Raw genomic sequence first — 24,271 nt, 5'->3', positions numbered from 1 at the left:
ACGGACTCAACTTCACCGGCCCGGAGGATCTTCCGCCGTTCACTGTCGGCGAACAGGGTCAGGGTTTGACCGACCGGTAGTAGCGGGCCGCGCCCGGATGCAGCGGCACCGGCAGGGTGGAGATCGCGGTCCGCGGGTCCAGCCGTTCGGCCGCCGGGTGCGCCGACGCCAGCACCTCACGCCGCTCCATCAGCAGCCGGGTCAGCTCGTACGCCAGGTCCTCCGGCATCGACTCGGAGGCGACCAGCAGGTTCGGCACCGCGATGGTGGCGACCGGCGGCACCGAATAGGCCGACGTCGGCACGTCCCGCACCACGTACACGTCGCTGTACGCGCGCCGCAGATCGCCCGCCCACTTCGACAGGTCCACCACCCGGATGCCCACTTCGGCGCCGAGCTGCTTGATCCCGGTGACCGGCAGCCCGCCGGAGAAGAAGAACGCGTCGATCTCGCCGTCGCGCAGCGCGCGGATCGAGTCGTCCAGGCTGAGCTGCCGCCGGTACATCGCGTGCGACATGCCCGCCACCGACAGCAACCGGTCCACCGTCACGGTCGTGCCCGAGCCGCGGGCGCCCACCGACACCCGCTTGCCCTTGAGGCCCTCCAGGGTCGCGATCGGGCTGTCCGCGCGGACCACCAGGTGCAGCAGATCGTCGTACACCCGGGCCAGAGCGACCACCGTCGGAGCCGGCGCCCCACCGGTGACCAGGACATCCGCCTGGGTGAAGCCGATCTCGGCGGTGCCCCGCGACACCTTCTCGACGTTCTCCGCCGACGCCGCCGTGACCAGCACCTCCGCGTCGGCGCCCGGCAGCTCCCGCTCGACGACGCCGGCCAGCGCGGTGCCGATCGCGTGGTAGACCGCCGTCGGGCTGCCGGTGGCGATCCGCACCCGCCGATCCTGCGTCGCGCCATCGTCACAGGCAGTGACCACCAGGAGCGCGAGCAGCCCGGCGAGTGTCGCGCGTCGGCTGCTACGGAGAGGCACCTTGATTCCCTACGCGGGAGAGCGGGGTCCGCGCAAGTTTCCCTCAAGTCTTCGCCGGGGGAGTACCGGCCGAACGGGCGGATCGGCCACGGTGTCGGATAACCGCGGGAGGGAGAAGCCGATGGACCAGACGACGACACGCACGGTCGTACTCGCACGTGCGCTGCCCGCCGCCTTCGAATCGGCCTGCCTCGTGGAATGCGTCGACACGGCCCGCCCGCAGCGGCCGTCGCCGCTGAGGCCGGTCCCGCGGTCCGGTGAGGCCCTGGCGGAGTTCGACCGCGCGGAGGCGGCCGACCGGCTCGCCTTCCTGCTCACCGACCTGGGATGCGCCGCTGCACGGGAGACCTGGTCAGGCGGGGGGCGCCGCCGATACCAGGTGCAGCGGGTGCTCGTACAGGAAACCCAGCGTCTGGCCACCAGCCGGATGCTCGAGACGGCCTGGCGGCAGGGTCGCCAGGCCCTCCTCGACTCCACCTCGCTCGGCGCGTCGTCGCCCCGGCACGCGCAGCGGCTCGCGCTGGCGCAGGCCGCGTGGCGGGCCGCGCTGCTGGCCGCCGGCCAACGCCGCCGGCGGGATCTGATCTGGGTGACGGTCCGCGACCAGGAGATCGCCGCGGTGCTGGTGCGCGCCGCCCGCCTGCTCGGCGCCACGGCCATGGTCACCCGCCGCTCCGGCTGCGTCGTGGTCACCGTCTCCGCCGAGGCCGCCGACCTGCTCCCGGCCACCCCGCCGCGTCTGGGCCTCCGCTCCGCCGTCTGAGAATCCTTTTCTGGTACGGGTGAGACGCTAACGGGTGTCGGAGACCGCGCCGGTGTCCACCGCGGCGCGGCCGGCCTCCAGGCGGGCCACCGGCACCCGGAACGGGGAGCAGGACACGTAGGTGAGCCCGGCGTCGTGGAAGAAGCGGATGGAGGCGGGGTCGCCGCCGTGCTCACCGCAGACGCCGGTGGGCAGGCCGGGCCGGGCGGCGCGGCCGCGTTCGACGGCGGTGCGCACCAGTTCGCCGACGCCGAGGCGGTCCAGGGTCTCGAAGGGGGAGACGCCGAAGACGCCCAGGTCCAGGTAGCGGCCGAAGAACGCGCTTTCCACGTCGTCACGCGAGAATCCCCAGGTCATCTGGGTCAGGTCGTTGGTGCCGAAGGAGAAGAAGTCGGCGCTGATCGCGATCTGGTGTGCGGTCAGGGCAGCCCGCGGGACCTCGATCATGGTGCCGATCGGGATCGGTGGGGCGCCGGGCACGTCCGCCAGGACCCGGCCGGCCTCCGCGCGTACGATCTCAAGCTCCTGAACCGCGCCGACCAGCGGAACCATGATCTCCGGGCGCGGGTCGCCGCCCGCGGCGAGCCGCAGCGCGGCGGCCTCGGCGACCGCGCGGACCTGCATCGCGAAGAGACCGGGCACGACGAGGCCGAGGCGGACGCCGCGCAGCCCGAGCATCGGGTTCTGCTCGTGCATGCGGCGGACCGCGGCCAGCAACCGGCCGTCGTTCTCCGGGTCGGCCCCGAGCGCCTCGGCTCGGGCCACCCGTGCGGTCAGCTCGTCGAGCGGTGGCAGGAATTCATGCAGTGGCGGGTCGATGAGTCGCACGGTGACCGGCCGGCCGTCCATCGCCGCGAGCAGTTCCACGAAGTCGTCGCGCTGGAGGGGCAGCAGGGCCGCGAGCGCCGCCTCGCGTTCCTCGGCGCCGGTGGCGAGGATCAGGTGTTCCACGAGTTCCCGCCGGTCGCCGAGGAACATGTGCTCGGTCCGGCACAGGCCGATCCCGGTCGCGCCGAAGCGGCGGGCGCGGCGGGCGTCGGCGCCGGTGTCGGCGTTGGCGTGCACGCCCAGCCGGGCCACGTGGCCGGCGTGCGTCATCAGCCGCTGGACGGCGGCGAGCAGCGGGTCGCCGAGCGGTGACAGCTCGCCTTCGAAGTAGCGGACGACGGGGGAGGGGTGCACCGCCACCGGGCCGGCGTAGACCCGTCCGGAGGTGCCGTCGATCGAGATCACGTCCCCGGCGTGCAGCACCCGGCCGGCCACGGTCAGGGTGCCGGCCGCCGCGTCGACCTCCAGCTCGTCGGCGCCGCAGACGCAGGTCTTGCCCATGCCGCGGGCCACCACGGCGGCGTGCGACGTCTTTCCGCCACGGCTGGTCAGGATGCCCTGGGCGGCGATCATGCCGGGCAGGTCGTCCGGGTTGGTCTCGCGGCGCACCAGGATCACCGGGCCGCTCGCGGTGGCGGCCGCCGCCGAGTCGAAGACGATCGCGCCGACGGCGGCGCCGGGTGAGGCGGCCACGCCGGTGGTCAGCGGCGGCGGGGCGGCCGCCGTGTCGAAGCTCGGGAACATCAGCTTCGCGAGCTGTTCGCCGGTCACCCGCAGCAGCGCCTCGTCCAGGGTGATCAGGCCCTCCTCGACGAGCTGGGCGGCGATCACGAAGGCGGCCGCCGGGGTGCGCTTGCCGACCCGGGTCTGCAACATCCAGAGGGTGCCGTCCTCGATGGTGAACTCGATGTCGCACAGGTCCCGGTAGCGCTGCTCCAGCTTCTGCATGATCGACAGCAGCCGGGCGTGGCTCTTCGGGTCGATCTCGGCGAGTTCGGCCAGGCCCAGGGTGTTGCGGATACCGGCCACGACGTCCTCACCCTGGGCGTTGGGCAGGTAGTCGCCGTAGGCGCCGCGCCGCCCGGTGGCCGGATCACGGGTGAACGCCACCCCACTGCCGGAGTGCGGTCCGCGGTTGCCGAAGACCATGGCCATCACGTTGACCGCCGTGCCCAGGTCCTGCGGGATCCGCTCCTGCCTGCGGTAGAGCACCGCCCGCTCGGCGTTCCACGACCCGAAGACCGCGCCGATCGCCGAGAACAGCTGATCGTGCGGTGACTGCGGGAAATCCCGGCCGGTGTGCGCCGCGAACACCTTCTTGTAGGCGGCGACCAGGTCACGTAGCGCGGCGGCGCCGAGGTCGGCGTCGGTCGCGGCGTCGGCGGCGGCCCGGGCGGCGGCGAGTTCGGCCTCGAACTGCTCACCCGGCACGCCGAAGACGGTCTTGCCGAACATCTGGATGAGCCGCCGGTACGAGTCCCACGCGAACCGCTCGTCCCCGCTGTGCGCGGCCAGACCCAGGACCGTGGCGTCGTTGAGGCCGATGTCGAGGATCGTCTCCATCATCCCGGGCATCGAGAACCTGCCACCCGAGCGGACCGACAGCAGCAGCGGGTCGGCCGGGTCGCCGAGACGTTTGCCCAGCCGGGCCTGGACCAGCCGCAGGTGCTCCTCGACCTCGTCGAACAGGCCGGCCGGCAGGACGCCGGTACGCAGGAACTCCCGGCAGGCGCGGGTGGTGATGGTGAACCCGGGCGGCACCGGCAGCCCCATCCGGGTCATCTCCGCCAGGTTGGCGCCCTTGCCGCCGAGCAGGTCCTGGAGATCCTTGTTCCCCTCGAAGAAGTCGTACACGTAGCGGGACATCTCGTACCCTCGCCCTCGTCGATGGCGGGCCGTCCCGCCCTCACCTCCCGTGATATCGCCGATACGGCATCGCGGGCAGGGCCGGAGGGCCCGGACCGGTCAGGCTTGTCGGGTGGCGTGTCGCGCCGGTGCGGTGGGCTGGTCGCGGGCCAGCATCCGGACCACCGGCCCGGTGACCGCGGCGGTGACGGCGAGGAGCACGGCCAGGGCCAGCCAGCCGGAGCGGCCGTGGGGGACGATCAGCGAGGTGACGAGCGCGGGGCCGGCGATCTGCTGCACGGTGGCGCCGAGGCTGAACACCGACAGGTATTCGCCGGTGCGGTCGGGTGGGGCGTAGGCGTACGACAGGTCCCATGCGCCGGTCGCCTGCCACAGTTCCCCGGCGGTCAGCGCCAGAACCGCGGCGAGCAGCACCGCCACGGCGGTCCAGCGGCTGGTCCCGGCGGCCGCGGCGAACAGGGCGCAGCAGACGGCCAGCGCGAGCCCGGCGTAGCGCAGGGCCCGGAGGGCGCCGTCGGGCCGCTGGGCTATTCCGGCCATCGGCACCTGCAACAGCACGGCCAGTACCGTGTTGACCAGCACCAGCAGCGGAAGCGCCGACGGTGGTGCGGTGGTGGCTCGCAGGGCCCACAGGGGAAGCGCCACCGAGAGCAGGGTCATGTGCAGGGTGAGCAGTCCGTTGACCGACGCGAGCAGCAGATACCGCCAGTCGCGGAAGCCCCACAGGGAGCGCAGCGGCGCCGGTTTGCGGGCGGTTCGCGGCGGCCGTACGTCGCGGACCCGGGTCAGCAGCAGCGCGGCCAGGACGAAGGAGAGCGCGTCGGCCAGCACGACACCCCGGTACGCCCAGGTCGAGTGGTGTGCCAGCAGCGGGGTGGCGAGCAGCGCGCCCAGCCCGAAGCCGACGTTGCGCACCGAACGCATGACCGCCATGGTGCGGGTCCGGTCCTCGGCGGTGGCGGTGCCGCCGACCAGCATCTGGGTGGTCGGCGAGGCGGCCCGTTCGGCGACCGCGACCGCGGAGGCGATGAGGGTGAACGCCACCGGGCCGCTGGTGAACGCGAACGCCGCGAACCACGCCGCCCGCCACACCTGCATGCCGATCAGGGTGCGTTTGGCGCCGATCCGGTCGGCGAGCAGGCCCATCGGCAGCGTGGTCACGAACCCGGCGCATCCGGCGACCGCCAGGCCGAGCCCGATCTGATCCGGTTCGAGCAGCATGGCCCGCAGGAAGAAGACCGTGGCGCCGGCCAGGTAGAGGCCGGTGCCGGTGGAGTCGATCAGGGCGACGACGGTGAGGATCCGCCCGTCGCGCCCGGCCGGGACGTACCGGCCCGCCAGCCGGCCGATCACCGGGTGGCGGCCCGGACGGTGATCAGGTCCGCGGCGTGCCGGGCCCGCCGGTCGGCCTGGGCCGCGTCGTCGCCGGTCGCCAGCACGCTGCCGATCCGGTCCCAGGAGGACGAGACCGGTGCGAGCACGTCGCCGATCCGCGCGGTGATCTGGACGTCGTGGACGCCGGGCGCCGACCGGGCCGGTCCGGTGCCGTCGACGGCCGTCACGGTGCCGGGCGCGGCGGTCAGGAAGCGGATGGCCGCGCCGCGGCGGGCGGTGGTGTGCGGCTGTCCCGGGCGGCCCTGGAGGATCGCCGTCCACGCGGCGGTGAGGTCGAGGTCGTACGCCAGGTCGATCAGGTCGACGATCCGGTCGCCGGGCAGTCGCCCGGCGCACTCGACCAGGTGCGGCCCGGCGCCGGGGGTGACGATCCACTCGGCGTGCAGCACGCCGGACCGGAACCCGGTCGCGGTCGCCAGCCCGGCGGTCAGCGCCGCCAGCCGGTCCCGGTCCGGTTCGGCGATGTCGGCCGGAACCTGGTGGCCGAGTTCCACCGGGTGCGGTCCGGGCTGCACGGTCTTCGCGCAGACGTTGACGAATCCCGGCCGTCCCCGATCGACGAGCATCTCGACGCTGACCTCCCGGCCGCGCAGCCGTTGCTCCATCAGGTAGTGGCCGGTGGACAGCTCACCGCGCAGGCGGGGCTCGTCGGCGCCGATCAGCCGCCGCCAGGCGGCGGCCAGGTCGTCCTCCGGTTCCAGCAGCTGCACCCCGAGGCTGGCCTGCCGGTTCGCGGGCTTGAGCACGCAGGCGCCGCCCAGGGTGGCGCGGAAGGCGGCGGCCTCGTCGAGGCTTTCGACCACGCGCCAGGCCGGCTGCGGCAGCCCGGCGGCGCCGGCGGCGTGGCGCAGCCGTGCCTTGTCCCGCAGGATCCGGGCGGCGGGTACCCCGGCGCCCGGGACCCGCCAGCTCTCGGCCAGTCCGGCCGCGGCCACCACCGCGTACTCGACGGCGGGCAGCACGGCCTGGAGCCCGTCCGGCCGGGCCACCGCGGCGGGTACCGCGCCGGGGTCGTCCTCGCGCTGCACCGGCGCCTCGGTCAGCCCGGCGACACACGGGTGGGCGGCCGCCCGGCGTACGGCGTCACGCGCCGACACCACCTGAGGGTCCTCCAAGACCAGCACCGATCCGGCGGGAAGGAGGCCGTCGAGTCTCGACAGCAGGACGTCGCTGAATCCGGCGACGACGTGGGTGACGGTGGATGTCATCGGGAAGCCTCGCAGGGCACGGTGTCGATGGTGATCGTCGCGGCGTGCCGCTGGGCGAGCGCGGCCGCCCGGTCCGCGTCCGCGGCACACGCGATCACGTATCCGGCACGGGAGTCCGACCGGGCCAGTTCGGGGACGACGTCGCCCGGCGCCACGGTCACCTCGGCGGCGACCACGGACGGCTCGGCGCGTACCCGGTCGAGGTCTCGCACCGTCAGCACGCGTCCCGGCGCGGGGGTGAGGAAGCGGATCGCCGCCCCGGATCGCGGCGTGCCGCCGGCCGGCGGACGGTCCGCCAGCCCGAGCGGCCAGGCGAAGCTGAGCGCGACCGGGTCGACGCCGGTGGTCAGCCGGACCAGATCGGCGATCTTGTCGCCGCCGACCCGGTTGTGCGACTCAACGACGCGCGGCCCGTCGGCGGTCAGTTTGATCTCGGTGTGCGACGGCCCCTCGATCAGGCCGACGGCGTCCAGGAACGCCACGGTCAGCGCCTCCACGCGGGCGGCGTCACCGGGCGCCAGCCGGGCCGGAACGGTGTGCCCGACCTCCACGAAGTTCGCGCCGACCACCTTGTCAGTGACGGCCAGCACCCGGTGGTCGCCGGGCCCGAAGGTGAACGCCTCGACGCTGATCTCCGGCCCGTCGAGGTACGCCTCGGCCATCAGCGGCCGGCCGGTCGCGCGCCGGGCCCGGGACCACACCCGGTCGACGTCGCCGGGATGGTCCAGGCGGACGACGGCGAGGCTGCCCACCCCGTCGACCGGTTTGACCACGGCCGGTGTGCCGTGGCGCGCGGCGAAGGCGGCCAGATCGGTGACGTCGCCGAGCGCGGCCGCCGGGACCGGGCTCAGGCCGGCGGCGGCGAGGTGTGCGCGCATCGCCAGCTTGTCCTTGAGCAGCCGTACCGTCGCGGCCGGGGTTCCGCCCAGACCGAGCTGCTCGTTGACCAGGGCGGCCGGCATCAGGCCGGGTTCGGTCAGCGACACGGCGCGGGTGAATCCGTACCGGGCGTGCAGGTCCCGGGCGACGCCGGGCAGCACGTCCGGGTCGGTGTAGTCGACGATGGCGATGTGGTGCGCGTGGTCGGCGGCGCCGGGATCCGACCACCCCGGCGGTTGGAGCAGCACCACCCGGGCGCCGGTCGCGGCGGCCTGTCGCAGGGCACGTGGGGAGCCACCGATGAGCAGGACGGCAGGGCGCCCGTCCGGCGATGAGGTCATGAAGGAGCAACTCCCGATGTGGTGTTTCGGTGGAATGCGGAGCCACATTAACAGCGGAGGAATAGACCGTGAACGGTTTCCGGAATGAGAGAGATCACAACGTCGGTCGATCGCCGTTCCGATTCGGGGCATCGATGCAGCTCAGCGGTGCTTTCCGGGAATGTGGGCACAATTTCGACAATGATGAATATGTCCTGGTCAATCCGCTCATATCTCAGAGTGCGAGAGGGGCGTTGTGTCCGGTTAGCGGCTACCGTTACGTTACCGGAGGTCGCCGAACAGGTGAACAGGAAGTTTCCAGAGGGTGTCCATCGCCCCTCCATGACGGAACTGGAATTGTTCGTATCGGCTTCCGATCGACCGGCCCGACAATTTCCCGCACCTGCGGGCGGAGCCATTCGCCATTCATGGTGCGACACGGTGGTCGCGGCACTGAATCATCATCCGGGGGAAAGCAATTCATGTCTGAATCGACCTACGATCTCGTCGGCATCGGCTTCGGTCCCGCCAACCTCTCCGTCGCCATCGCGGCCGAGGAGGCCGGGCAGCCGGTGCGCGCCGTCTTCTTCGACCGCAAGCCGGAGTTCTCCTGGCACGAGGGCCTCATGTTCGCCGGCGCGGAGATGCAGGTGTCCTTCCTCAAGGACCTCATCACCATGCGCAACCCGCGCAGCGACTACTCGTTCCTGAGCTACCTCGCCGACCGTGAGCGACTCGCGAAGTTCGTCAATCTCAGGACCTTCTACCCCACGCGTACGGAATTCAACGACTACTACCGCTGGGTCGCCGCCCGCTTCGCCGACCGCGTCCACTGGGGCACCGAGGTCGTCGCGGTCCACCCGGTCGCCGGCGCCGGTGACGACGTCGACCTGCTCGACGTCGTCGTCCGTGACCTGGCCGACGGCGCCGAGCGCACCGTCCGTACCCGAAATCTGATCATCGCGCCCGGCGGGCAGCCGCACCTGCCGGCCGGTGTCCAGGCGGGCCCGCGCGTCTTCCACGCCTCCGAGACCGCCCACCGGCTGGCCGGGTCGTACGCCGACGCCGCGGCGCCGTACCGGTTCGCGATCGTCGGCGCCGGCCAGACCGCGGCCGACGTCTTCCTGCACCTGCGCCGCACCTACCCGAACGCCCGCATCGACCAGGTCATCCGCGGGTTCGCGCTGCGCCCCGAGGACGACACGCACTTCATCAACGAGTTCTTCGACCCGGCGATGCCCGACTGGTTCTACGGCCAGCCCGAGGCGTTCCGCGGGGAGGTGCTCGACACCTACGGGCTCGCCGCGCACACCGGCGTCAGCTACGACCTGATCCCGACCATCTACCGGGAGCACTACGAGGACCTCGTCACCGGCTCCCAGGCCGTCACCCTGCACCGCTGGAGCGAGGTGGTGGGCGCGGAGAGCGGCCCGGACCGGGCGACCGCGCGCCTGCGCCGCCGCGACACCGGCGACACCACCACCCTGGAGGCCGACGCGGTCATCCTGGCCACCGGCTACCGCTACCCGATGCCGGTGCCGCTGCTGCGCGACGTCCAGCGGCACCTGACGATGGCCCGCCCGGACCGCTACGCCCTGCGCCGCACCTACGACATCGAGACCACGTCGCGGTTCCGGCCCAAGATCTTCCTGCAGGGGTACGCCGAGGCGACCCACGGGTTCAGCGAGGTCCTGCTGTCGCTCATGCCGTTCCGTGCCGCCGAGATCGTCGACGCGGCGATGACCGGCGCGCCGATCCCGGCCGAGGTCTGACCATGACCGCCATCACGAATCCGGTCGACCTGCACGGACGGGTCCGGGCCGCGACCGCCGACGAGATCGGCACCGTACGGCGTCTGCTCGGCACACCGGACGGCGACCCGGTGATCGTCTTCGCCTACCCCGGGCACGGTGTCGGCGAACAGCACCACGACCTGTCCGGCTGCACCAGCCAGACCCTGCTGCTCGGCAGCGTGCACCACGAGGTGCGCCGCCTCGGCATCACCGTGGCGGCGCTCAGCACCGAGGACCCGGAGAAGCACGCCCACCTGCCGGCCGCCCTCGCGGGCGCCGTCCGGCAGCCGGGCGACGACGCCGCCCGGCTGCCCCACGTGGACCGGGACGGCAACCGCTACCTGTCCCGCTGGACGCTGTTCCTCGGCGGCCCCCGCCACGGCACGCTGATCGACCGGATCACCGACAGCGTCCAGCACACCCGCGCCGTCATCGACCTGCTCGTGGCCGACCGGCTGCGCACCTGGGCGGACACGGCCGGCGTCACCCTGAGCGAACCGGCCACCGTCCGGGCGGCGTACGCCAACGGCGCCGACTCGCTGGGCATCGTGGCCTTCGGCGCCGACCCGGCCCTGGTGGCCAAGATCGGCCCGCGTGACGTGGTCACGGCCGAGGCCGAGTTCGTCGACCGGGTCAACGAGCACCTGGCCGCCCACCGGCGGCCGCCGCTGTTCCCGCGCCGCTTCGGCACCCATCTCGACGGCACGCTCGCCACCAGCGTCATGGAGCAGGCCGACCCGGCCACCCTGGACGAGGCGGTCTTCGCCGACGAGGGCCGGTGGCGTCTGCGCCCCGGCGCGCCGGACACGATGCGGCCGCATCTGGAGCTCCTCGACGCGCTGTACCGCACCTCCACGCAGCGGCGGACCCCGACGGTCGCCGCGTACCTGTACCGCGACCGCTTTCCGGCCGTCGTCGAGCATCCCGGATATCGCGGCACGTTCGCGGCGCTGCTGCCCGGGTGGCGGGCCGAGGAGGTGCTCGGCGCCCGGGTGCGCGTTCCGGGCGGGCGGCTGCTGCCGTCGTACTCCGAGGCCGTCGAGCGGCTGCGGGAGGTCTACCCGCGTTTGGAGCCGGGCCACGGCTGCCTGGTGCACGGCGACGTGCACCTGCGCAACATGATGCGCCGGGCCGACGGCTCCCCGGTCTTCGTGGACCCGCGGACCGTCTGGGACGGGCGGGACCGGCCCGACGCCGGCTACGGCGATCCGGCGTACGACTACGCCACCCTCCTGCACAGCGCCCTGCCGATGAGCGGGCTGCTCACCGCCATCGACCGGGGGACCACCGCGGAGCTGCTCGCCGGCCCGCCGTCCCCGCCGTCCGGCGGTGTGCTCGACCTGACCGGCCTGCGGACACCGTTCACGATCGACCCGGTGTTGCGGGAGTTGGAGGACGGGTTCGCCGCCGGCGCCGCGGCGCACGATCCGGCGCAGGCGCGCGCCCGGCTGCTGATCGGCGCCGCGAACGCGCTGGCCGGCTGGCTCAAGTATCAGGACGCGCTGCGTACCACCGAGGTGTGGCTCGCGGTGCACGCCTACACCCTGTGGTACCTCGACCGGGCCTTCGCCGCGCTGGAGGCGACGCCGTGACCCGCATCCTCATGATCAACTCGGGTAAGGCCGAGGCCCTGGACGAACTGCGGCTGGTCGCTCCCGGCGCCCACGTCGACGTGCTCACCGAGCCGGCCTACCGGGCGCAGTACCCCGGCGACGCCCATCTCACGTTCGTCGACGACATCGGTGACCTGACCGCCGTACGCCAGGCCGCGCTCCGGATGCTCGCCGACCACCCGATCGACCACGTCGTGGCCCCGTCCGAACGCAGCGTGCCGGCCGGCGGCTACCTGCGGTCGTATCTCGGCCTGCCGGGCATCGGATTCGAGGTCGCCAACCGGTTCACCAACAAGGCGGTGATGAAGGCCGCGCTCACCCGGGCCGGACTGCCGGTGGCGGCGTACCGGGTCGCCGCCGGTCTGCCGGCCGCCGTCCGCGCCGCCCACGAACTCGGCGGGCCGGTGGTCCTCAAACCCGCGTTCGGCACCGGCTCGATGAACGTCCACGGGTTCACCGGCGCCGCCGAGCTGGCGGACTTCGCCGCCTCGGCCGCGGGAGACACCCTGCGCCGGGCCGCCTGCCCGCTGCTGGTCGAGCGGATGGTGGAGATGTCCGCCGAATACCACTCCGACGCCATCGTGCGCGACGGCCGGCTCGTCTTCGCCTCCGTCGGCCGGTACCTGGTCTCGCAGCTCGACCCGGTGGGCCGGCTCAACGGCTCCTACCTGCTTCCCGGACAGCGACCCGAATCCGACGCCGTACGCCGCCTGCACGAATCGGTGGTCACCGCCCTCGGCCTCCGCGACGGCGTCACCCACCTGGAGGTCTATCAGGCCGGAACGGAACTCGTCGTGGGCGAGATCTCCTGCCGGCCGGCCGGCGGCGGCATCACCGACATGATCAAGGCCGCCTACGGCGTGGACCTGTGGGAGGCGTTCAACCGCGTCTCCCTCGGCCTGCCCGCGCCCACCGTCCCGGCCCGGCCGGCACGCGACGGGCTCGTCGCCGTCTGCCTCCTCCCGGTCCGCCCCGGCCGGGTGAAGGCGGTCACCGGCGCGGAGGAGCTGAGTGGCCTCGACGGCGTCATCAGCGCATCGGTCCGGGTACGGCCCGGCAGCGTCATCGGCGCCCGCCTGCACTCCGCGTCCGCCGCCGGAACGGTGCTGATCGAGGCGACCGACGCCGACCTGCTGCACAAGCGGATCGACCTGGTCGCCGAGCGTTTCCGCCTCGACCTGGAACCGCTCGGCTGACACCGCGCGCCCGGCCGGCTCGAACCCGTCCGGTCCGATGACCGGCCGCCCTGCCCTCACTGTCCGTAATATCGCCGATGCGGCCGTGTGGGCAGGGTCGGAGGTCCCTACCGTGCGGGCCGGCGGGCGACCAGTGTGAAGGGGAAAGATCCGCGACCCCGGGAGGCCACTATGCGGACATGGAATGTCGGTGACGTGATGACGCAGGCGGTCGTCTCGGTGGGGGAGGAGACTTCGTACCGGGGGGTGGTCGACGTGCTGGTGAGTCACCGGTTCAGCGCCGTCCCGGTGGTTGACGGATCGCACCGGGTGGTCGGGGTGGTCTCCGAGGCCGACCTCCTTCGTAAGATCGAGTACGCCGACGCGGAGAAGCCGCGGATGTTCGAGAGCCGGCGGCGGCGCGGTGAGCGGGACAAGGCGCACGGGACCACGGCCGGAGAGCTGATGAGCGCCCCGGCCGTCCTCGCGACGGCGAGAATGGCGGTGACGGCGGCCGCGCGGCTGATGAACACCGAAGGGGTCAAGCGCCTGCCGGTCGTCGACGACCTGGGCCGCCTGATCGGCATCGTCTCCCGCGGCGACCTGCTGAAGGTTCACCTGCGGCCGGACGACGAGATCCTCGCCGACATCGAGAAGACGGTGCTGGAGCCGTTCCTGGCCGAGGACGCCCGTGCCGTCACCACCCAGGTCGTCGACGGTGTGGTGACGCTGACCGGGAAGGTGGAGCGCCGGTCGTCGGCGGAGATCGCGATCCGGCTGGCCCGGCAGGTGGCCGGGGTGGTCGAGGTGCACTCGTGGCTGGACCACGACTTCGACGACCGCGAGTTCCGGGGGCCGCGACAGCCGTTCGGAGCGGACTCCCCCGGGCCGAGGCCACCGTTCGGCCCCGAGTCGTCGGCCGGCCGCTGACCGCGGCGGACATCCCGAACAGGAGGTGGATGATGACCCGGTTTCGACGATCGTGATCCGGCCGAGTGCCGGGGCGGTGACGTGGTGGTCGGCGTCGACGGCTCCCCGCCGGCGCGGGCCGCGCTGCGCTGGGCGGTCCGGCAGGCACGACTGACCGGCGGCCGCCTGTACGCGGTGACCGCCTGGCAGATCCCGGCCTACTACGGATGGGTGCCGTCCGCGCCCGAGGACGATCTGGCCGAGGCCGCCGGGAAGGTGCTGACGTCCGCGGTGCGTGACGCCCTCGGTGACAGCCCTCCGGAGGTCGAGGTGGTGGAGCGGGTGGAGCCCGGGCACCCGGCGCAGGTCCTGATCGATCTGTCCGCCCACGCCTGCCTGCTGGTGGTGGGCTGCCGAGGGCACAGCACGTTCGGCGGAGCGCTGATCGGCTCGGTCAGCCAGCACTGCGTCCAGCACGCGCACTGCCCGGTGGTCGTGGTTCGCGGCAACTCGTGAGGCCCGGTCCGGCCGGGCCGGCGGCGACCAGCGCCAGGGGGCAGGCGGTGTGCCCGATCAGCGCGCCGGTCGTGTCACCGACGTGCCCCGCGGCGGCGCCCACCACCAGCAGCACGGCGTGGTCGGCGAGCGCGCGGAGCGCGGCCCCGGGGTCGTCGTCGTGCAGGATCTGCCGTTCGGCCGCCGCCGTCTCGGCGGGGGTGAGGCCGTCGCGCACGGCGGTGGCCAGCATCAGGTCGGCGTGGGCCGGCGATTCCGGGCTCATCCGGACGGCGCCGATCTTCCGGCCGCGGCCGGTCCAGACGTGCACCAGGCGCAACGGCGCGTGCAGTTCGGCGGCCCGTGCCCGTGCGTAGTCCACCACGGCGCCGAGGCGGGCGTCCTCGGTGATCGCGGCGAGCACCACGTCACCCGGCGGGGGTGTGTCCGGGACCAGCTCGACGGCGTCCCGGTCCGGGTGCGGGCGCAGCCGCCAGTGGGTTTCCGGGCCCAGCCGGGCACGGATCGCCGCGATCAGTTCGCCCGTCGATGTGTGTGCCGTCATCGTGTCCATGGGTCACCCCAGACCGTCGCCGGAACGCTGCTGGACCCCACCTGGCCGGTGGGTGTCTGAATCCTCGCGCTCCCGCGCGGCGGCACCCAGGGCCGAAGGTCCCGACCGAGACCCCACGGGCTCGAACGGACCGGCGCGCGGAGTGCCTGGCGGGTGTCGTTCCGCTTCGGGTTCGGTGCCGCTGTGGCAGGCTGGGTGACGTCGTGACGGGCGCCGCCGGGGAGGACACCTTGACCGCTGACACGCAGACCCGTGACCTGTTGGCCCAGGCCGCGGGCGCCGCCCGTTACGCGCCGTCGATCCACAACACCCAACCGTGGCGCTGGGTGGTGTCCGGCGGCCGCCTGGAGCTGTTCGCGGTCACCGCCCGGCAGTTGCGCTTCCAGGACCCGGACCGGCACATGCTGCTGGTGAGCTGCGGCGCCGCGCTGCACCACGCCCGGGTCGCCCTGGACGCCGAGGGCTGGGCCTACGAGGTCGACCGTCCCGCCGCCGAGCCCCTCGCGATCATCCGGCCGCTCGAACGCGGCACCGCCGACCCGGCGGCCGTCCGCCGCCGCGAGCAACTGTCGCGGCGGCACACCGACCGCCGCACCATGAGCGACGAACCGGTCGACGTGAAGGTCCTCGACGCGCTCACCGCGGCCGCCGAGCAGGCCGGCGCTCGCCTGGACGTCCTCGACCGCGACCAGGTCATCGAACTGGCCGTCCTGGTGGAGCAGGCGCAGAAGGCGGAGACCTCCGACGATCTGCTCCAGGCCGAGACCTCCACCTGGGTCGGTGGCGACCGCGCCGACGGCACCGGCATTCCGGACGCGAGCCTGCCCGCCGAACCGGCGCAGACCACCGTCGCCGGCCGGGACTTCGGCGTGGCCGGCACGCTCGCCGTCGGGGCCGGGCACGACCGTGCCGTCACCTACGCGGTGCTCTACGGCACCGGCGACGAGCCGGCCGACTGGCTGCGCGCCGGCGAGGCGCTCAACGCCGTATGGCTGGCCGCCACCGAGCACGGAGCGGCTCTCACCCCGCTGAGCGGGCCGGTCGAGGTGGGCTTCACCCGGCAGCGGCTCGGCCACATGCTCGGCGGCATCGGCACGCCGTACCTCGTGATGCGCCTCGGCATCGCCGACACCGCCGGCCCGGCCGCCGAGCCCACCCCGCGCCTGCCCGTCGACCAGGTGGTCGAGATCCGCGACTGATCCCCCGGCGCTGCCCGGCCGCGCATCGCCGGTCCGCTATCGGGCGGCAGCCCCGTAGCGGAGCACGACCACGCCGCTGTCCAGTGGGGTCGCGTCGATCAGGTCGAAACGGTGCGGGTCGAAACCGGTGGTGGCGAGGGGGATGCCGGCGCCCGCCACGATCGGGTTCAGTTTGACGACCAGTTCGTCGACGACGGGCAGCAGCTGCCCGGCCAGGCTGCCGCCGCCGGCCAGCCAGATGTCCAGGCCGGGCCGCTGCTTCAGCTTTTCGGCCAGGGCACGCGGATCGTCGGCCACCACCTGGACGGCCGGATCCGCCGAGGCCGGCAGCGTGCGCGAGAACACGAACTGCTGCAGATGCGCGTACGGCGAGATGATCCCGGCCTGGAGGGCCGGCTCGTAGGTGTGCCGCCCCATCAGCACCGTGTCGAACACCCGGTTCGGCCCCTCGACGCCCAGCGGCTCGCGCACGTGTGTGGGCACGGTCTCCGGATATCGGGTGCTCATGAACGCGGTGACGTCGTCGTGGATCGTCATGAAGTCCCACGAGCCGTCGGGCGCGGCGATGAAACCGTCGATGGTGGCGGCGACGAAATAGACGAGCTTTCGCAAGATGACTCCTCGGTCGACGACAACCACTATGGCTGTCGTGATTGACAACCTACAACACCTGTAGTGGTTCCTGGTAGGGTCCGGGCATGGTCAGAAATCCGGAGCGCCGTCGCGATCTCGCCGACGCCGGCCTGCGCGTGCTCGCCGCGAGCGGTGCCCGCGGGCTCACCCACCGGGCCGTCGACGCCGAGGCCGGGGTGCCGGCCGGCACGGCGTCGAACTACTTCCGGTCCCGTGACGCGCTGCTCGGCGCCCTCGGCGAGCGGATCATGGAACGGTTCGCCCCGGACGCGACGGTCCTGGCCGGCCTGGCCGCGCGGGAGCCGGGCCGGGAGTTGTTCGTCGACTACCTGCGCTACATCGTGGAGCGCACCACCCGGCAGCCCGACCTGACCCGGGCGCTGATCGAGCTGCGCCTCGAGGCGGTGCGGAGGCCGGGCCTGGCGGAGATCCTCGGCGGCACGCTGCGGCGCGGTTTCCGTGACGACGTGGCGTTCCACGTCACCACCGGCCTGCCGGGCGGGGCGTTCGAGATCGCGCTGCTGCACTACGCGATGGACGGCCTGCTGCTGGACATGCTGACCACGTCGATCGGGGCGGACGCCGAGCCGGACGAGGTGGTGACGGCCTTCGTGGACCGGCTCGTACTCTGATGCCCCTGGGTCAGCGCGGCACCGTGACGGGACGGTACTGTCCCGGTGTGGCGTTGAGGTACCTTTCCGGGATGTCGTCGTAGTGGCGACGGACGCCGGGCCCCCGGTCGATCCGGAGCAGCTCAGGGCGCATGCCGCCCAGCTCGACCGATTGCGGGTGCGGCTCGGGCAGGTCCGGCTCACCGGGCGGCAGATCGAGAAGGGCCAGACCGCTTTCGGGGCGCTCTGCGGCTGGATCCTCACCGGTCTGGGTGACCGCTATCAAAAACACGACGAGCTTCTGGCGTACGTCGAGGAGACGCTGGTCCTGACCGTTCGCGGCCTGCGCCGGGTGGCCGCCGCCGAGCAGCCGCTGGCCGAGATGGTGGGCCAGCCGGACGAGGGCTCCACCGACGAGGACGCCCCGTCGGCTCCGGAGATCATCGACGGCGTGCTGGAGACGGTCAACAGCCGCGAGTGGGTGGAGCCGCTGCTCGCCGAGGCCGCCCCGGTCGCCGAGTTCGCCACCCCGGTGACCGGCATGTACATGCTGCTGCGCACCGGTGGCCTGGAGTACGCGACCACGCATGTCGAACCGCTTCGCCGCCTTCTCGACGATCTCACCGGCACCCCGGAGGTGGTCGCCGACCAGGCCGGCCACTGGGACGTGATGGCCGGTGAGCTGCGCCGGCTGGCGTCCGATCTGGAGTGGTGCCTGGCCGGGGCGTTCCCCGGGCCGGAGCGGCCGGACGTGCGCGCCTATCTGGACATCATGGCGAACAACGTGGAGGCGCTGCGCGGGCTGGCCGCGACCTCGACGGCCATGACATTGATCACCAGATCGGCCGGCGACCTGATCCTGCTGGCCCGCGACATCGTGCGCGGCCTGATCGGCGACCTGTTCGCGCGGGCGATCCTGTGGGTGATCGACAGTCCGGAGGTGCTGACCCGGCCGGTGCTGGTGACGCGGCTCGCGAGCCTGGTCACCGCGGCGTGGCGGATCGACGCCTACGTCACCGCGCTGACCACCAGCATCGCGAATCTCTCGCGCAGCATCGACGGTTGATCGCGGGACATTACCGTACGGGCGAGCGCGTTCCCGTCACGCCCCGGGCTAGGCGGAGGCACCCTCCAGCGCTTAGGTTAGGCGAACCTAAGTAAAGGGGGATCCGATGAGTGCGGAAACCTGGTCCGCGGAGTCCTTCCGGGAGTTGACCGACGGCCTCGACCCGGCCGTGGTGGTGGCCGGTCCACCGCCCGTCCCGGAGCTGGGCGGGCCCTGGCGGGTGCGGGTCGCCGACCCGGGCGCCGGTGACGCGAAGGTGGTCGCCGACTGGATGGCGCTGCCGCACGTGGACCTGTTCTGGGAGCAGAACTGGCCGGTCGAACGGTGGGACGCGGTGCTCCGGCGGCAGCTCGCGGGAGAGTGCACGCTTCCCCTGATCGCCACCCGTGACGGGGTGGACCTGGCCTACCTGGAGGTCTACCGGACGCCGCGCGACGTGGTCGGCCGGTACTACCCGGCGGAGGCGTACGACCTGGGTGTCCACATCGCCGTCGGGCCGCTCGAGGCGACCGACCGCGGGCTCGGCCGGGAGCTGATGGCGGCGCTGGTCGAGGGCCTGTTCGCGGCCGATCCCCGGTGTGCCCGGGTGGTCGCCGACCCGGACGCCCGGCACGCCATGGCACGCCGGATGTTCGCGGCCGCGGGTTTCGAGCCACTCGCCGAGGTCGAGCTGGGGCACAAGTGTGCCGCGCTCATGTCGCATCCACGACCCGCTTTACGCGCCTGAAATTGTTAGGTTAGCCTAACCTCCGCACGGCAGTGCCGCTCCGCTCGAAAGGGCCTGACCTTGAATCCCTCCGACTCCACGGTGTACGACCTGGTCGGCATCGGTTTCGGACCGTCCAACCTGGCCCTCGCCATCGCCGTCGAGGAGCACAACGCCCGGTGCGCCCGTCTCGAGGACCGCATCGAGGCCGTCTTCCTGGAGAAGCAGGAGGAGTTCGGCTGGCATCGCGGAATGCTGTTCGAAAACGCGACGATGCAGGTCTCCTTCCTCAAGGACCTGGTCACCATGCGCAACCCGGCCAGTGACTTCAGCTTCGTCTCCTACCTGCACGCCCACGACCGGCTCGCCGACTTCATCAACTACAAGACGATGTACCCGCTGCGCGTCGAGTTCCACGACTACCTCAGCTGGGCCGCCGGCCGGATGAAGGACAGCGTGGCGTACGGGCACACCGTCACCGACGTCGTTCCCGTCACCGGCGCCGACGGCCCGGCCCGGGCGGTCGACGTGATCGCGCGGCACGCGGGCGGCACCCGGGTCGTGCGCGCCCGCAACGTGGTCGTCGCCGCCGGACTGGAAGCGGCCCTGCCGCCGGAGGTCACCGTCTCCGAGCGGGTCTGGCACAACCTCGACATCCTGCACCGCGTCGCGACGTTCGAGGTGGAGCGGCCCCAGCGGTTCGTCGTCGTCGGCGCCGGCCAGAGCGCCGCCGAGACGGTCGCCTTCCTGCACGAACGCTACCCGGCCGCCGAGGTCTGCTCGGTCTTCTTCCGGTACGGCTACAGCCCCGCCGACGACAGCAACTTCGCCAACGGCATCTTCGACCCGTCCGCCGTGGACCTCTACTACGGCGCCCCGGACGACGTGAAGCGAATGCTGTTCGACTACCACCGCAACACCAACTACTCGGTGGTGGACGGTGACCTGATCACCGAGCTGTACCGCAAGGCGTACGGTGAAAGGATCCTGGGCCGCAACCGGCTCCGCGTCCTGAACGCCTCCCGGGTCACCGGCCTGAAACCGCGCCCCGACGGCGTCGAACTGGTGGTCGAACACCTGCCCACCGGCGAACTCACCGAGCTGAGCGCCGACGCCGTCGTCTATGCCACCGGCTGCCGCCCGGTCGACGCGGCGACACTGCTCGGCGCGACCGGCCCGCTGTGCCGGCGCGACGACGAGGGCCTGCCCCGCATCGGCCGCGACTACCGGCTCGTCACCGACCCGGCGCTCCAGGCCGGCGTCTACCTCCAGGGCGCGACCGAGCACACGCACGGCATCACGTCCTCCCTGCTGTCCGCGGTGGCGGTGCGATCCGGCGAGATCGTCGCGTCGGTCGCCGCCCGGCTCGCCGATCGCCACCCCGTCCCGGCCGCCGCGCCGTGGACGCTCGTCACCTCCGGAGACCGACAATGACCGCCCCGCTGCCCACGTCCGCCGCCGAACTACAGGCGCAGATCGCCGAGGTCCTCGAGGAGCCGGCCGACAGCTTCGGCCCCGACGACGACCTGATCGACGTCGGCCTCGACTCGATCCGGCTGATGACCCTGGTCGAGCGCTGGCGCTCCGGCGGCGCCCGCCTCGATTTCGCCGACCTCGCCGAGGACCCCACCGTCAACGGCTGGTGGGCGCTGCTGACCGCGCAGCGGGAGGCGGTTCGATGAGCACCAACCCGTTCGAGGACGACGACGCCACCTACCTGGTGCTCGTCAACGACGAGGGCCAGCACTCGCTGTGGCCGACGTTCGCCGAGGTCCCGGCCGGATGGACGGTCGCCCACCCGGAGGACTCCCGCGCCAACTGCCTGGAGTACGTCGAGAAGACCTGGACCGACATGCGCCCGGCCAGCCTGATCCGGGCCATGGACACCCCGTCCACCTGAGCCTGTCCTGCCACGACCCGCCGTCCGCTCACGGCGGGTCGTGCCTGTTCACCGAGGAGTTCCGTGCCCGCCACGATCGTCCAGTACGACCTCAAGCCCCGCCTGCTCCAGGTCCGCGACGTCCAGCGGATCACCCCGCGCATGGTCCGCGTGATCCTGGGCGGCGACGACCTCGACGGCTTCCAGGGCCCGGCCCCCGCCGACCACGTCAAGGTCTTCTTCCCGGCCGACGGCGCCGACCTGCCGATCATGCCGACCCTCGGCCCGAAAGGCCTGACGCCCCCGCCGCCCGGTTCGCCGCGCCCGGTGTTCCGCGACTACACGGTCCGCGCGTACCGGCCCGGTGAACTCGACCTCGACTTCGTCATCCACGGCGAAGGGCCGGCATCCACGTGGGCCGCACAGGCGAGCGAGGGCCAGACCGTGGGCGTCCTGGGCCCGCGCGGCTCGGTCCTGATCCCGATGGACCTCGACTGGTACCTCATCGCCGGCGACGAGACCGCCCTGCCCGCCGTGGCCCGCTTCCTGGAACAGATCCCCGCCGGCCGCCGAGTCCTGGCATACGTCGAGGTAGCCGACGCCCTCGAGGAGCAGAAGCTGACCTGGAACGCCGATGTGACCCTGACCTGGCTGCACCGAGACGGCGCTGAGCCCGGCACCACCACCCTGTTGCTGGACGCGATCACCGCCGCCGAACTCCCGCCCGGCGACGGCTTCGCCTGGGTGGCGGGTGAAGCCACCACCCTCAAGCCGATCCGCCGCCACCTCCGCGACGACCGCGCCCTGCCCCCGGCCGCGATCGACGTGGACGGCTACTGGAAGCGCGGCGTCCAGAACCTCGACCACCACGCTCCCGACGAGGACTGACCCTCACCCCTCCACACCCACCCCGCGCCGTCGCGCCCAGCCCCACAGTCGTGCGCGTTGGTGTCTGTGCCGGGTCGTCGTGTCCGGCGTCGCTCTCGTGCGCGTTGGTGTCTGTGCCGCCTGTGCCGGGCTGTCGTGTCCGGCGTCGCTCTCGTGCGCGTTGGTGTCTGTGCCGCCTGTGCCGGGCTGTCGTGTCCGGCGTCGCTCTCGTGCGCGTTGGTGTCTGTGCCGCCTGTGCCGGGCTGTCGTGTCCGGCGTCGCTCTCGTGCGCGTTGGTGTCTGTGCCGCCTGTGCCGGGCTGTCGTGTCCGGCGTCGCTCTCGTGCGCGTTGGTGTCTGTGCCGCCTGTGCCGGGCTGTCGTGTCCGGCGTCGCTCTCGTGCGCGTTGGTGTCTGTGCCGCCTATGCCGGGCCGTCGTGTCCGGCGTCGCCCTCGTGCGCGTTGGGCGTCTGCCCCATCCACGCCGGGCCGTCGCACTCAGCCTGACCCACTGCCGCCTCGCGCCCATCCCGAAACGGGCGGGCCGCCGACGCCCCCACAGCTAGCGCGATCTTGAACGTTCGACCACCGCTTTCGGTGGCTGAACGTTCAAGATCGGGTGCGCTGGCGTCTTGAGTCCTGCCTGTTCTGCGGCAGCCCGCGCCTTTCGGATTTGCAGTGATCCGATCTTGTACGACCATCCCCCGATTGCGGTGGTGAAACGGCCAAGGTCGGGATCGGGTGTGCGGTGTGAGCGCTGGCCTGTCTGCTGGCGCTCTGCTCATCCCGCTAACGCGATCTTGGACGTCACGCCACCGACGGCGGTGGTGAAACGTCCAAGATCGAGCACAGTCGGGGGTGGGTGGGGCGCAAATTCGGGTGGGTGCGGGGTGGCGATACCGCGGGGCGGTGAGTGGTGCGTGAGTGCGGGCGGTGGCCGCGTGCGGTGTGCGGGTTATGGGCGCGCGGTGGGCGTGGGCGGTGAGTGTTTGTGAGCGCGGGCGGTGGTCGCGGGCGGTCAGCGGGTTATGGGCGTGGGCGTGGAGTGGTTCGCGAGCGCGGGCGGTGAACGGGCGGTGGTTGCGGGCGGTGAGCGTGGGCGTGGGCGGTGAGCGCGGGCATGGGCGTGGGCGGAGGTGGGGGTTCGGCCGCTTGTGGGTTGGCGTGGGGGTGAAGGTGCAGGTGTCGGCTTCGGCGCGATGGCCGTTGACGGTGGGTCAGGGTTCGGGGATGGGGGAGGTGGGTTCGAGGAGTTCGTCGGCGCTTGGGGTGTGGAGGCTGGCGTCGCGGAGGGTGCGGCTGGAGGCTCCGATGGTGACAGCGCCGGCCGCGCACAGGGCGCCTCCGGCGATCAGGGCCATCGCCGGGCCGACGATGCGGGCTGCCAGGGCGACCTCGACGCTGCCGATGGCCGGGCCCACGTTGGTCTGGGCCAGCCACAGGCTGCTCACCCGGCCCTGGAGGTGGTCGGGGGTGTTGTGCTGGAGCAGGGCGCGGCGCAGGATCTCCGAGATGGTGTCGGCGGCGCCGAGCAGGGCCAGGAAGAACAGGGCGGCCCACAGCCAGTCGGCGGTCAGACCCAGGCCGGCCACGGCCAGGCCGCAGGCGGCGGTGGCCCAGATCAGGTGGCGGCCGGTGTGCTTGACCGTGCCGGTCCAGCCGCTGGCCAGGGCGGCGATCATCGCACCCACCCCGGGGGCGGCGTAGAAGAGGCCGAGGACGGTGCCGCCGTCGCCGTACATCTTCTCGGTCAGCTCGGGGAAGATCGCGGTCGGCATCGCGAAGACCACCACGACCATGTCGATGATCAGCAGGCCGGCGATCAGCCGGTGGGAGGCCACGAACCGCAGGCCGCCGGCGATCGAGCGCAGCGGGCCCTCTTCCTCGACGTCGCCGGCGGGGGGCTGCGGTTCGATGAAGGCGATCAGCGCCGTGGTGATGAACGTGGCGACCGCGGTGAGGCCGTAGTTCCAGGACAGGCCGGCGAGTTCGGTGAGGCCACCGGCGAGCGACGGGCCGACGATCGCGCCCAGTTCGGCGGTGATCGCCATCAGCGCGCCCGCCGCCGGCAGCTGGTCGCGGCCGACCAGGTTGGGCGTGGTGGCCATCAGTGCGGTGGCGGACAGTCCGTTCAGGACGCTGTTGACCGCCGCGGACAGATAGATCACCCAGAGGTACGGGGTGTCCGCTGACGCGTTCAGGGCCAGCACCGCGAAAACCGCCACCGCGGAACCCCGGGCCAGCAGGATCAGCTTCCGGCGGTCCATCCGGTCGGCCAGGATGCCCCCGGCCAGGGTGCCGATCAGCATCGGGACCATGTTGACCACGCTCACCAGTCCCACGTGCCAGGACGAGTGCGTGATCTGCCACACCTGTAGCGGCAGCGCCACGAGGGTCAGGCCGAGGCCGAGTAGGGACACCAGGCGGGCGGCGAACAGGAAGCGGAAGTCCCTGCTGGTCCTGAGTGGTGTCACGTCGATGACGAGGTCACCGAGGCGCATCGGC

The 24,271-nt window shown here is 72.5% G+C and carries 22 protein-coding genes; 14 read left to right on the top strand and 8 right to left on the bottom strand.

Annotation, left to right across the window (positions count from 1 at the left end; all coding sequences use genetic code 11):
• Window positions 1-58 precede the first annotated feature (58 nt).
• On the bottom strand, window positions 59-994 hold the full coding sequence (locus J5X75_RS22320) for a TAXI family TRAP transporter solute-binding subunit (protein ID WP_372450928.1): 936 nt from the start codon (window positions 992-994) through the stop codon (window positions 59-61).
• A gap of 115 nt (window positions 995-1,109) precedes the next feature.
• Between J5X75_RS22320 and J5X75_RS22315 the strand changes: the two genes are divergently transcribed.
• Window positions 1,110-1,751, top strand: a complete 642-nt coding sequence (locus tag J5X75_RS22315) for a hypothetical protein (protein ID WP_208469421.1) — start codon at window positions 1,110-1,112, stop codon at window positions 1,749-1,751.
• 27 nt (window positions 1,752-1,778) lie between these two features.
• Here J5X75_RS22315 and ppdK read toward each other — a convergent pair whose 3' ends face one another.
• The 4 genes from ppdK to J5X75_RS22295 all read right to left on the bottom strand — a co-directional run bounded on the left by ppdK (window position 1,779) and on the right by J5X75_RS22295 (window position 8,268).
• Window positions 1,779-4,445 carry a pyruvate, phosphate dikinase gene (ppdK, locus tag J5X75_RS22310; protein WP_208469420.1) on the bottom strand — a complete coding sequence of 889 codons (2,667 nt, stop codon included), beginning with the start codon at window positions 4,443-4,445 and terminating at the stop codon, window positions 1,779-1,781.
• 99 nt (window positions 4,446-4,544) lie between these two features.
• Window positions 4,545-5,798 carry an MFS transporter gene (locus J5X75_RS22305; protein ID WP_307798202.1) on the bottom strand — a complete coding sequence of 418 codons (1,254 nt, stop codon included), beginning with the start codon at window positions 5,796-5,798 and terminating at the stop codon, window positions 4,545-4,547.
• Window positions 5,795-7,048 (bottom strand): ATP-grasp domain-containing protein, encoded by a 1,254-nt coding sequence (locus tag J5X75_RS22300; protein WP_208469419.1) that lies wholly within the window; start codon window positions 7,046-7,048, stop codon window positions 5,795-5,797. Before J5X75_RS22300 ends, J5X75_RS22305 begins: the two co-directional genes overlap by 4 nt.
• A complete protein-coding gene (locus tag J5X75_RS22295; protein WP_208469418.1) occupies window positions 7,045-8,268 on the bottom strand; it encodes an ATP-grasp domain-containing protein in 1,224 nt (407 codons plus the stop codon). The genes J5X75_RS22300 and J5X75_RS22295 overlap by 4 nt, the downstream gene beginning before the upstream one ends.
• Before the next feature lie 461 nt (window positions 8,269-8,729).
• Here J5X75_RS22295 and J5X75_RS22290 point away from each other — a divergent pair, with 461 nt between their 5' ends.
• The 5 genes from J5X75_RS22290 (at window position 8,730) to J5X75_RS22270 (ending at window position 14,253) form a co-directional block, all read left to right on the top strand.
• Window positions 8,730-10,019, top strand: a complete 1,290-nt coding sequence (locus tag J5X75_RS22290; RefSeq protein ID WP_208469417.1) for a lysine N(6)-hydroxylase/L-ornithine N(5)-oxygenase family protein — start codon at window positions 8,730-8,732, stop codon at window positions 10,017-10,019.
• Between the two features lie 2 nt (window positions 10,020-10,021).
• A complete protein-coding gene (locus J5X75_RS22285; protein ID WP_208469416.1) occupies window positions 10,022-11,632 on the top strand; it encodes a phosphotransferase in 1,611 nt (536 codons plus the stop codon).
• Window positions 11,629-12,849: an ATP-grasp domain-containing protein gene (locus tag J5X75_RS46045; protein WP_208469415.1), complete on the top strand. Its 1,221-nt coding sequence runs from the start codon at window positions 11,629-11,631 to the stop codon at window positions 12,847-12,849. The genes J5X75_RS22285 and J5X75_RS46045 overlap by 4 nt, the downstream gene beginning before the upstream one ends.
• Window positions 12,850-13,020: 171 nt before the next feature.
• The gene (locus tag J5X75_RS22275; RefSeq protein ID WP_208469414.1) at window positions 13,021-13,758 is read left to right on the top strand and encodes a CBS domain-containing protein; all 738 of its coding nucleotides are present in this window, start codon (window positions 13,021-13,023) and stop codon (window positions 13,756-13,758) included.
• Between the two features lie 84 nt (window positions 13,759-13,842).
• Window positions 13,843-14,253 (top strand): universal stress protein, encoded by a 411-nt coding sequence (locus J5X75_RS22270; RefSeq protein ID WP_307798201.1) that lies wholly within the window; start codon window positions 13,843-13,845, stop codon window positions 14,251-14,253.
• Here the strand turns inward: J5X75_RS22270 and J5X75_RS22265 are convergent.
• Window positions 14,192-14,806: a universal stress protein gene (locus tag J5X75_RS22265; RefSeq protein ID WP_208469412.1), complete on the bottom strand. Its 615-nt coding sequence runs from the start codon at window positions 14,804-14,806 to the stop codon at window positions 14,192-14,194. The genes J5X75_RS22270 and J5X75_RS22265 overlap by 62 nt on opposite strands.
• 230 nt (window positions 14,807-15,036) lie before the next feature.
• On the opposite strand from J5X75_RS22265, the gene J5X75_RS22260 reads away from it, so the two are divergent.
• On the top strand, window positions 15,037-16,005 hold the full coding sequence (locus J5X75_RS22260; RefSeq protein ID WP_208469411.1) for an Acg family FMN-binding oxidoreductase: 969 nt from the start codon (window positions 15,037-15,039) through the stop codon (window positions 16,003-16,005).
• A gap of 36 nt (window positions 16,006-16,041) precedes the next feature.
• On the opposite strand, the gene J5X75_RS22255 is transcribed toward J5X75_RS22260, so the two are convergent.
• Window positions 16,042-16,617, bottom strand: coding sequence for a dihydrofolate reductase family protein (locus tag J5X75_RS22255; RefSeq protein ID WP_208469410.1), 576 nt, complete (start codon window positions 16,615-16,617; stop codon window positions 16,042-16,044).
• A gap of 86 nt (window positions 16,618-16,703) precedes the next feature.
• Between J5X75_RS22255 and J5X75_RS22250 the strand changes: the two genes are divergently transcribed.
• The 7 genes from J5X75_RS22250 to J5X75_RS22220 all read left to right on the top strand — a co-directional run bounded on the left by J5X75_RS22250 (window position 16,704) and on the right by J5X75_RS22220 (window position 21,788).
• The gene (locus J5X75_RS22250) at window positions 16,704-17,270 is read left to right on the top strand and encodes a TetR/AcrR family transcriptional regulator (protein ID WP_208469409.1); all 567 of its coding nucleotides are present in this window, start codon (window positions 16,704-16,706) and stop codon (window positions 17,268-17,270) included.
• A gap of 82 nt (window positions 17,271-17,352) precedes the next feature.
• Window positions 17,353-18,315, top strand: a complete 963-nt coding sequence (locus J5X75_RS22245) for a hypothetical protein (protein ID WP_208469408.1) — start codon at window positions 17,353-17,355, stop codon at window positions 18,313-18,315.
• A 106-nt stretch (window positions 18,316-18,421) separates the two neighbouring features.
• On the top strand, window positions 18,422-19,042 hold the full coding sequence (locus tag J5X75_RS22240) for a GNAT family N-acetyltransferase (protein ID WP_208469407.1): 621 nt from the start codon (window positions 18,422-18,424) through the stop codon (window positions 19,040-19,042).
• Between the two features lie 60 nt (window positions 19,043-19,102).
• Window positions 19,103-20,455, top strand: coding sequence for a lysine N(6)-hydroxylase/L-ornithine N(5)-oxygenase family protein (locus J5X75_RS22235; protein ID WP_208469406.1), 1,353 nt, complete (start codon window positions 19,103-19,105; stop codon window positions 20,453-20,455).
• Window positions 20,452-20,703 (top strand): phosphopantetheine-binding protein, encoded by a 252-nt coding sequence (locus J5X75_RS22230; RefSeq protein WP_208469405.1) that lies wholly within the window; start codon window positions 20,452-20,454, stop codon window positions 20,701-20,703. The genes J5X75_RS22235 and J5X75_RS22230 overlap by 4 nt, the downstream gene beginning before the upstream one ends.
• Window positions 20,700-20,921: an MbtH family protein gene (locus J5X75_RS22225; protein ID WP_208469404.1), complete on the top strand. Its 222-nt coding sequence runs from the start codon at window positions 20,700-20,702 to the stop codon at window positions 20,919-20,921. The genes J5X75_RS22230 and J5X75_RS22225 overlap by 4 nt, the downstream gene beginning before the upstream one ends.
• Before the next feature lie 63 nt (window positions 20,922-20,984).
• Window positions 20,985-21,788, top strand: a complete 804-nt coding sequence (locus tag J5X75_RS22220; RefSeq protein ID WP_307798200.1) for a siderophore-interacting protein — start codon at window positions 20,985-20,987, stop codon at window positions 21,786-21,788.
• A gap of 1,195 nt (window positions 21,789-22,983) precedes the next feature.
• On the opposite strand, the gene entS is transcribed toward J5X75_RS22220, so the two are convergent.
• Window positions 22,984-24,267, bottom strand: coding sequence for an enterobactin transporter EntS (gene entS / locus J5X75_RS22215; RefSeq protein WP_208469403.1), 1,284 nt, complete (start codon window positions 24,265-24,267; stop codon window positions 22,984-22,986).
• Window positions 24,268-24,271: the final 4 nt, after the last annotated feature.

Origin of the sequence: Actinoplanes flavus (assembly GCF_017592555.1) — a bacterium.
Lineage (GTDB): Bacteria > Actinomycetota > Actinomycetes > Mycobacteriales > Micromonosporaceae > Actinoplanes > Actinoplanes flavus.
Note: the sequence above shows the minus strand (reverse complement) of the source record. Positions and strands in the feature narration are given on the sequence as shown.

Bases quoted from the DNA above. Each gene is read 5' to 3' on its own strand.
- ppdK (WP_208469420.1), bottom strand. From the start codon at position 4,445: ATGTCCCGCTACGTGTACGACTTCTTCGAGGGGAACAAGGATCTCCAG.
- J5X75_RS22300 (WP_208469419.1), bottom strand. From the start codon at position 7,048: ATGACATCCACCGTCACCCACGTCGTCGCCGGATTCAGCGACGTCCTG.
- J5X75_RS22275 (WP_208469414.1), top strand. From the start codon at position 13,021: ATGCGGACATGGAATGTCGGTGACGTGATGACGCAGGCGGTCGTCTCG.
- J5X75_RS22250 (WP_208469409.1), top strand. From the start codon at position 16,704: ATGGTCAGAAATCCGGAGCGCCGTCGCGATCTCGCCGACGCCGGCCTG.
- J5X75_RS22285 (WP_208469416.1), top strand. From the start codon at position 10,022: ATGACCGCCATCACGAATCCGGTCGACCTGCACGGACGGGTCCGGGCC.
- entS (WP_208469403.1), bottom strand. From the start codon at position 24,267: ATGCGCCTCGGTGACCTCGTCATCGACGTGACACCACTCAGGACCAGC.
- J5X75_RS22315 (WP_208469421.1), top strand. From the start codon at position 1,110: ATGGACCAGACGACGACACGCACGGTCGTACTCGCACGTGCGCTGCCC.
- J5X75_RS22265 (WP_208469412.1), bottom strand. From the start codon at position 14,806: ATGGACACGATGACGGCACACACATCGACGGGCGAACTGATCGCGGCG.
- J5X75_RS22290 (WP_208469417.1), top strand. From the start codon at position 8,730: ATGTCTGAATCGACCTACGATCTCGTCGGCATCGGCTTCGGTCCCGCC.
- J5X75_RS22225 (WP_208469404.1), top strand. From the start codon at position 20,700: ATGAGCACCAACCCGTTCGAGGACGACGACGCCACCTACCTGGTGCTC.
- J5X75_RS22230 (WP_208469405.1), top strand. From the start codon at position 20,452: ATGACCGCCCCGCTGCCCACGTCCGCCGCCGAACTACAGGCGCAGATC.
- J5X75_RS22240 (WP_208469407.1), top strand. From the start codon at position 18,422: ATGAGTGCGGAAACCTGGTCCGCGGAGTCCTTCCGGGAGTTGACCGAC.
- J5X75_RS22295 (WP_208469418.1), bottom strand. From the start codon at position 8,268: ATGACCTCATCGCCGGACGGGCGCCCTGCCGTCCTGCTCATCGGTGGC.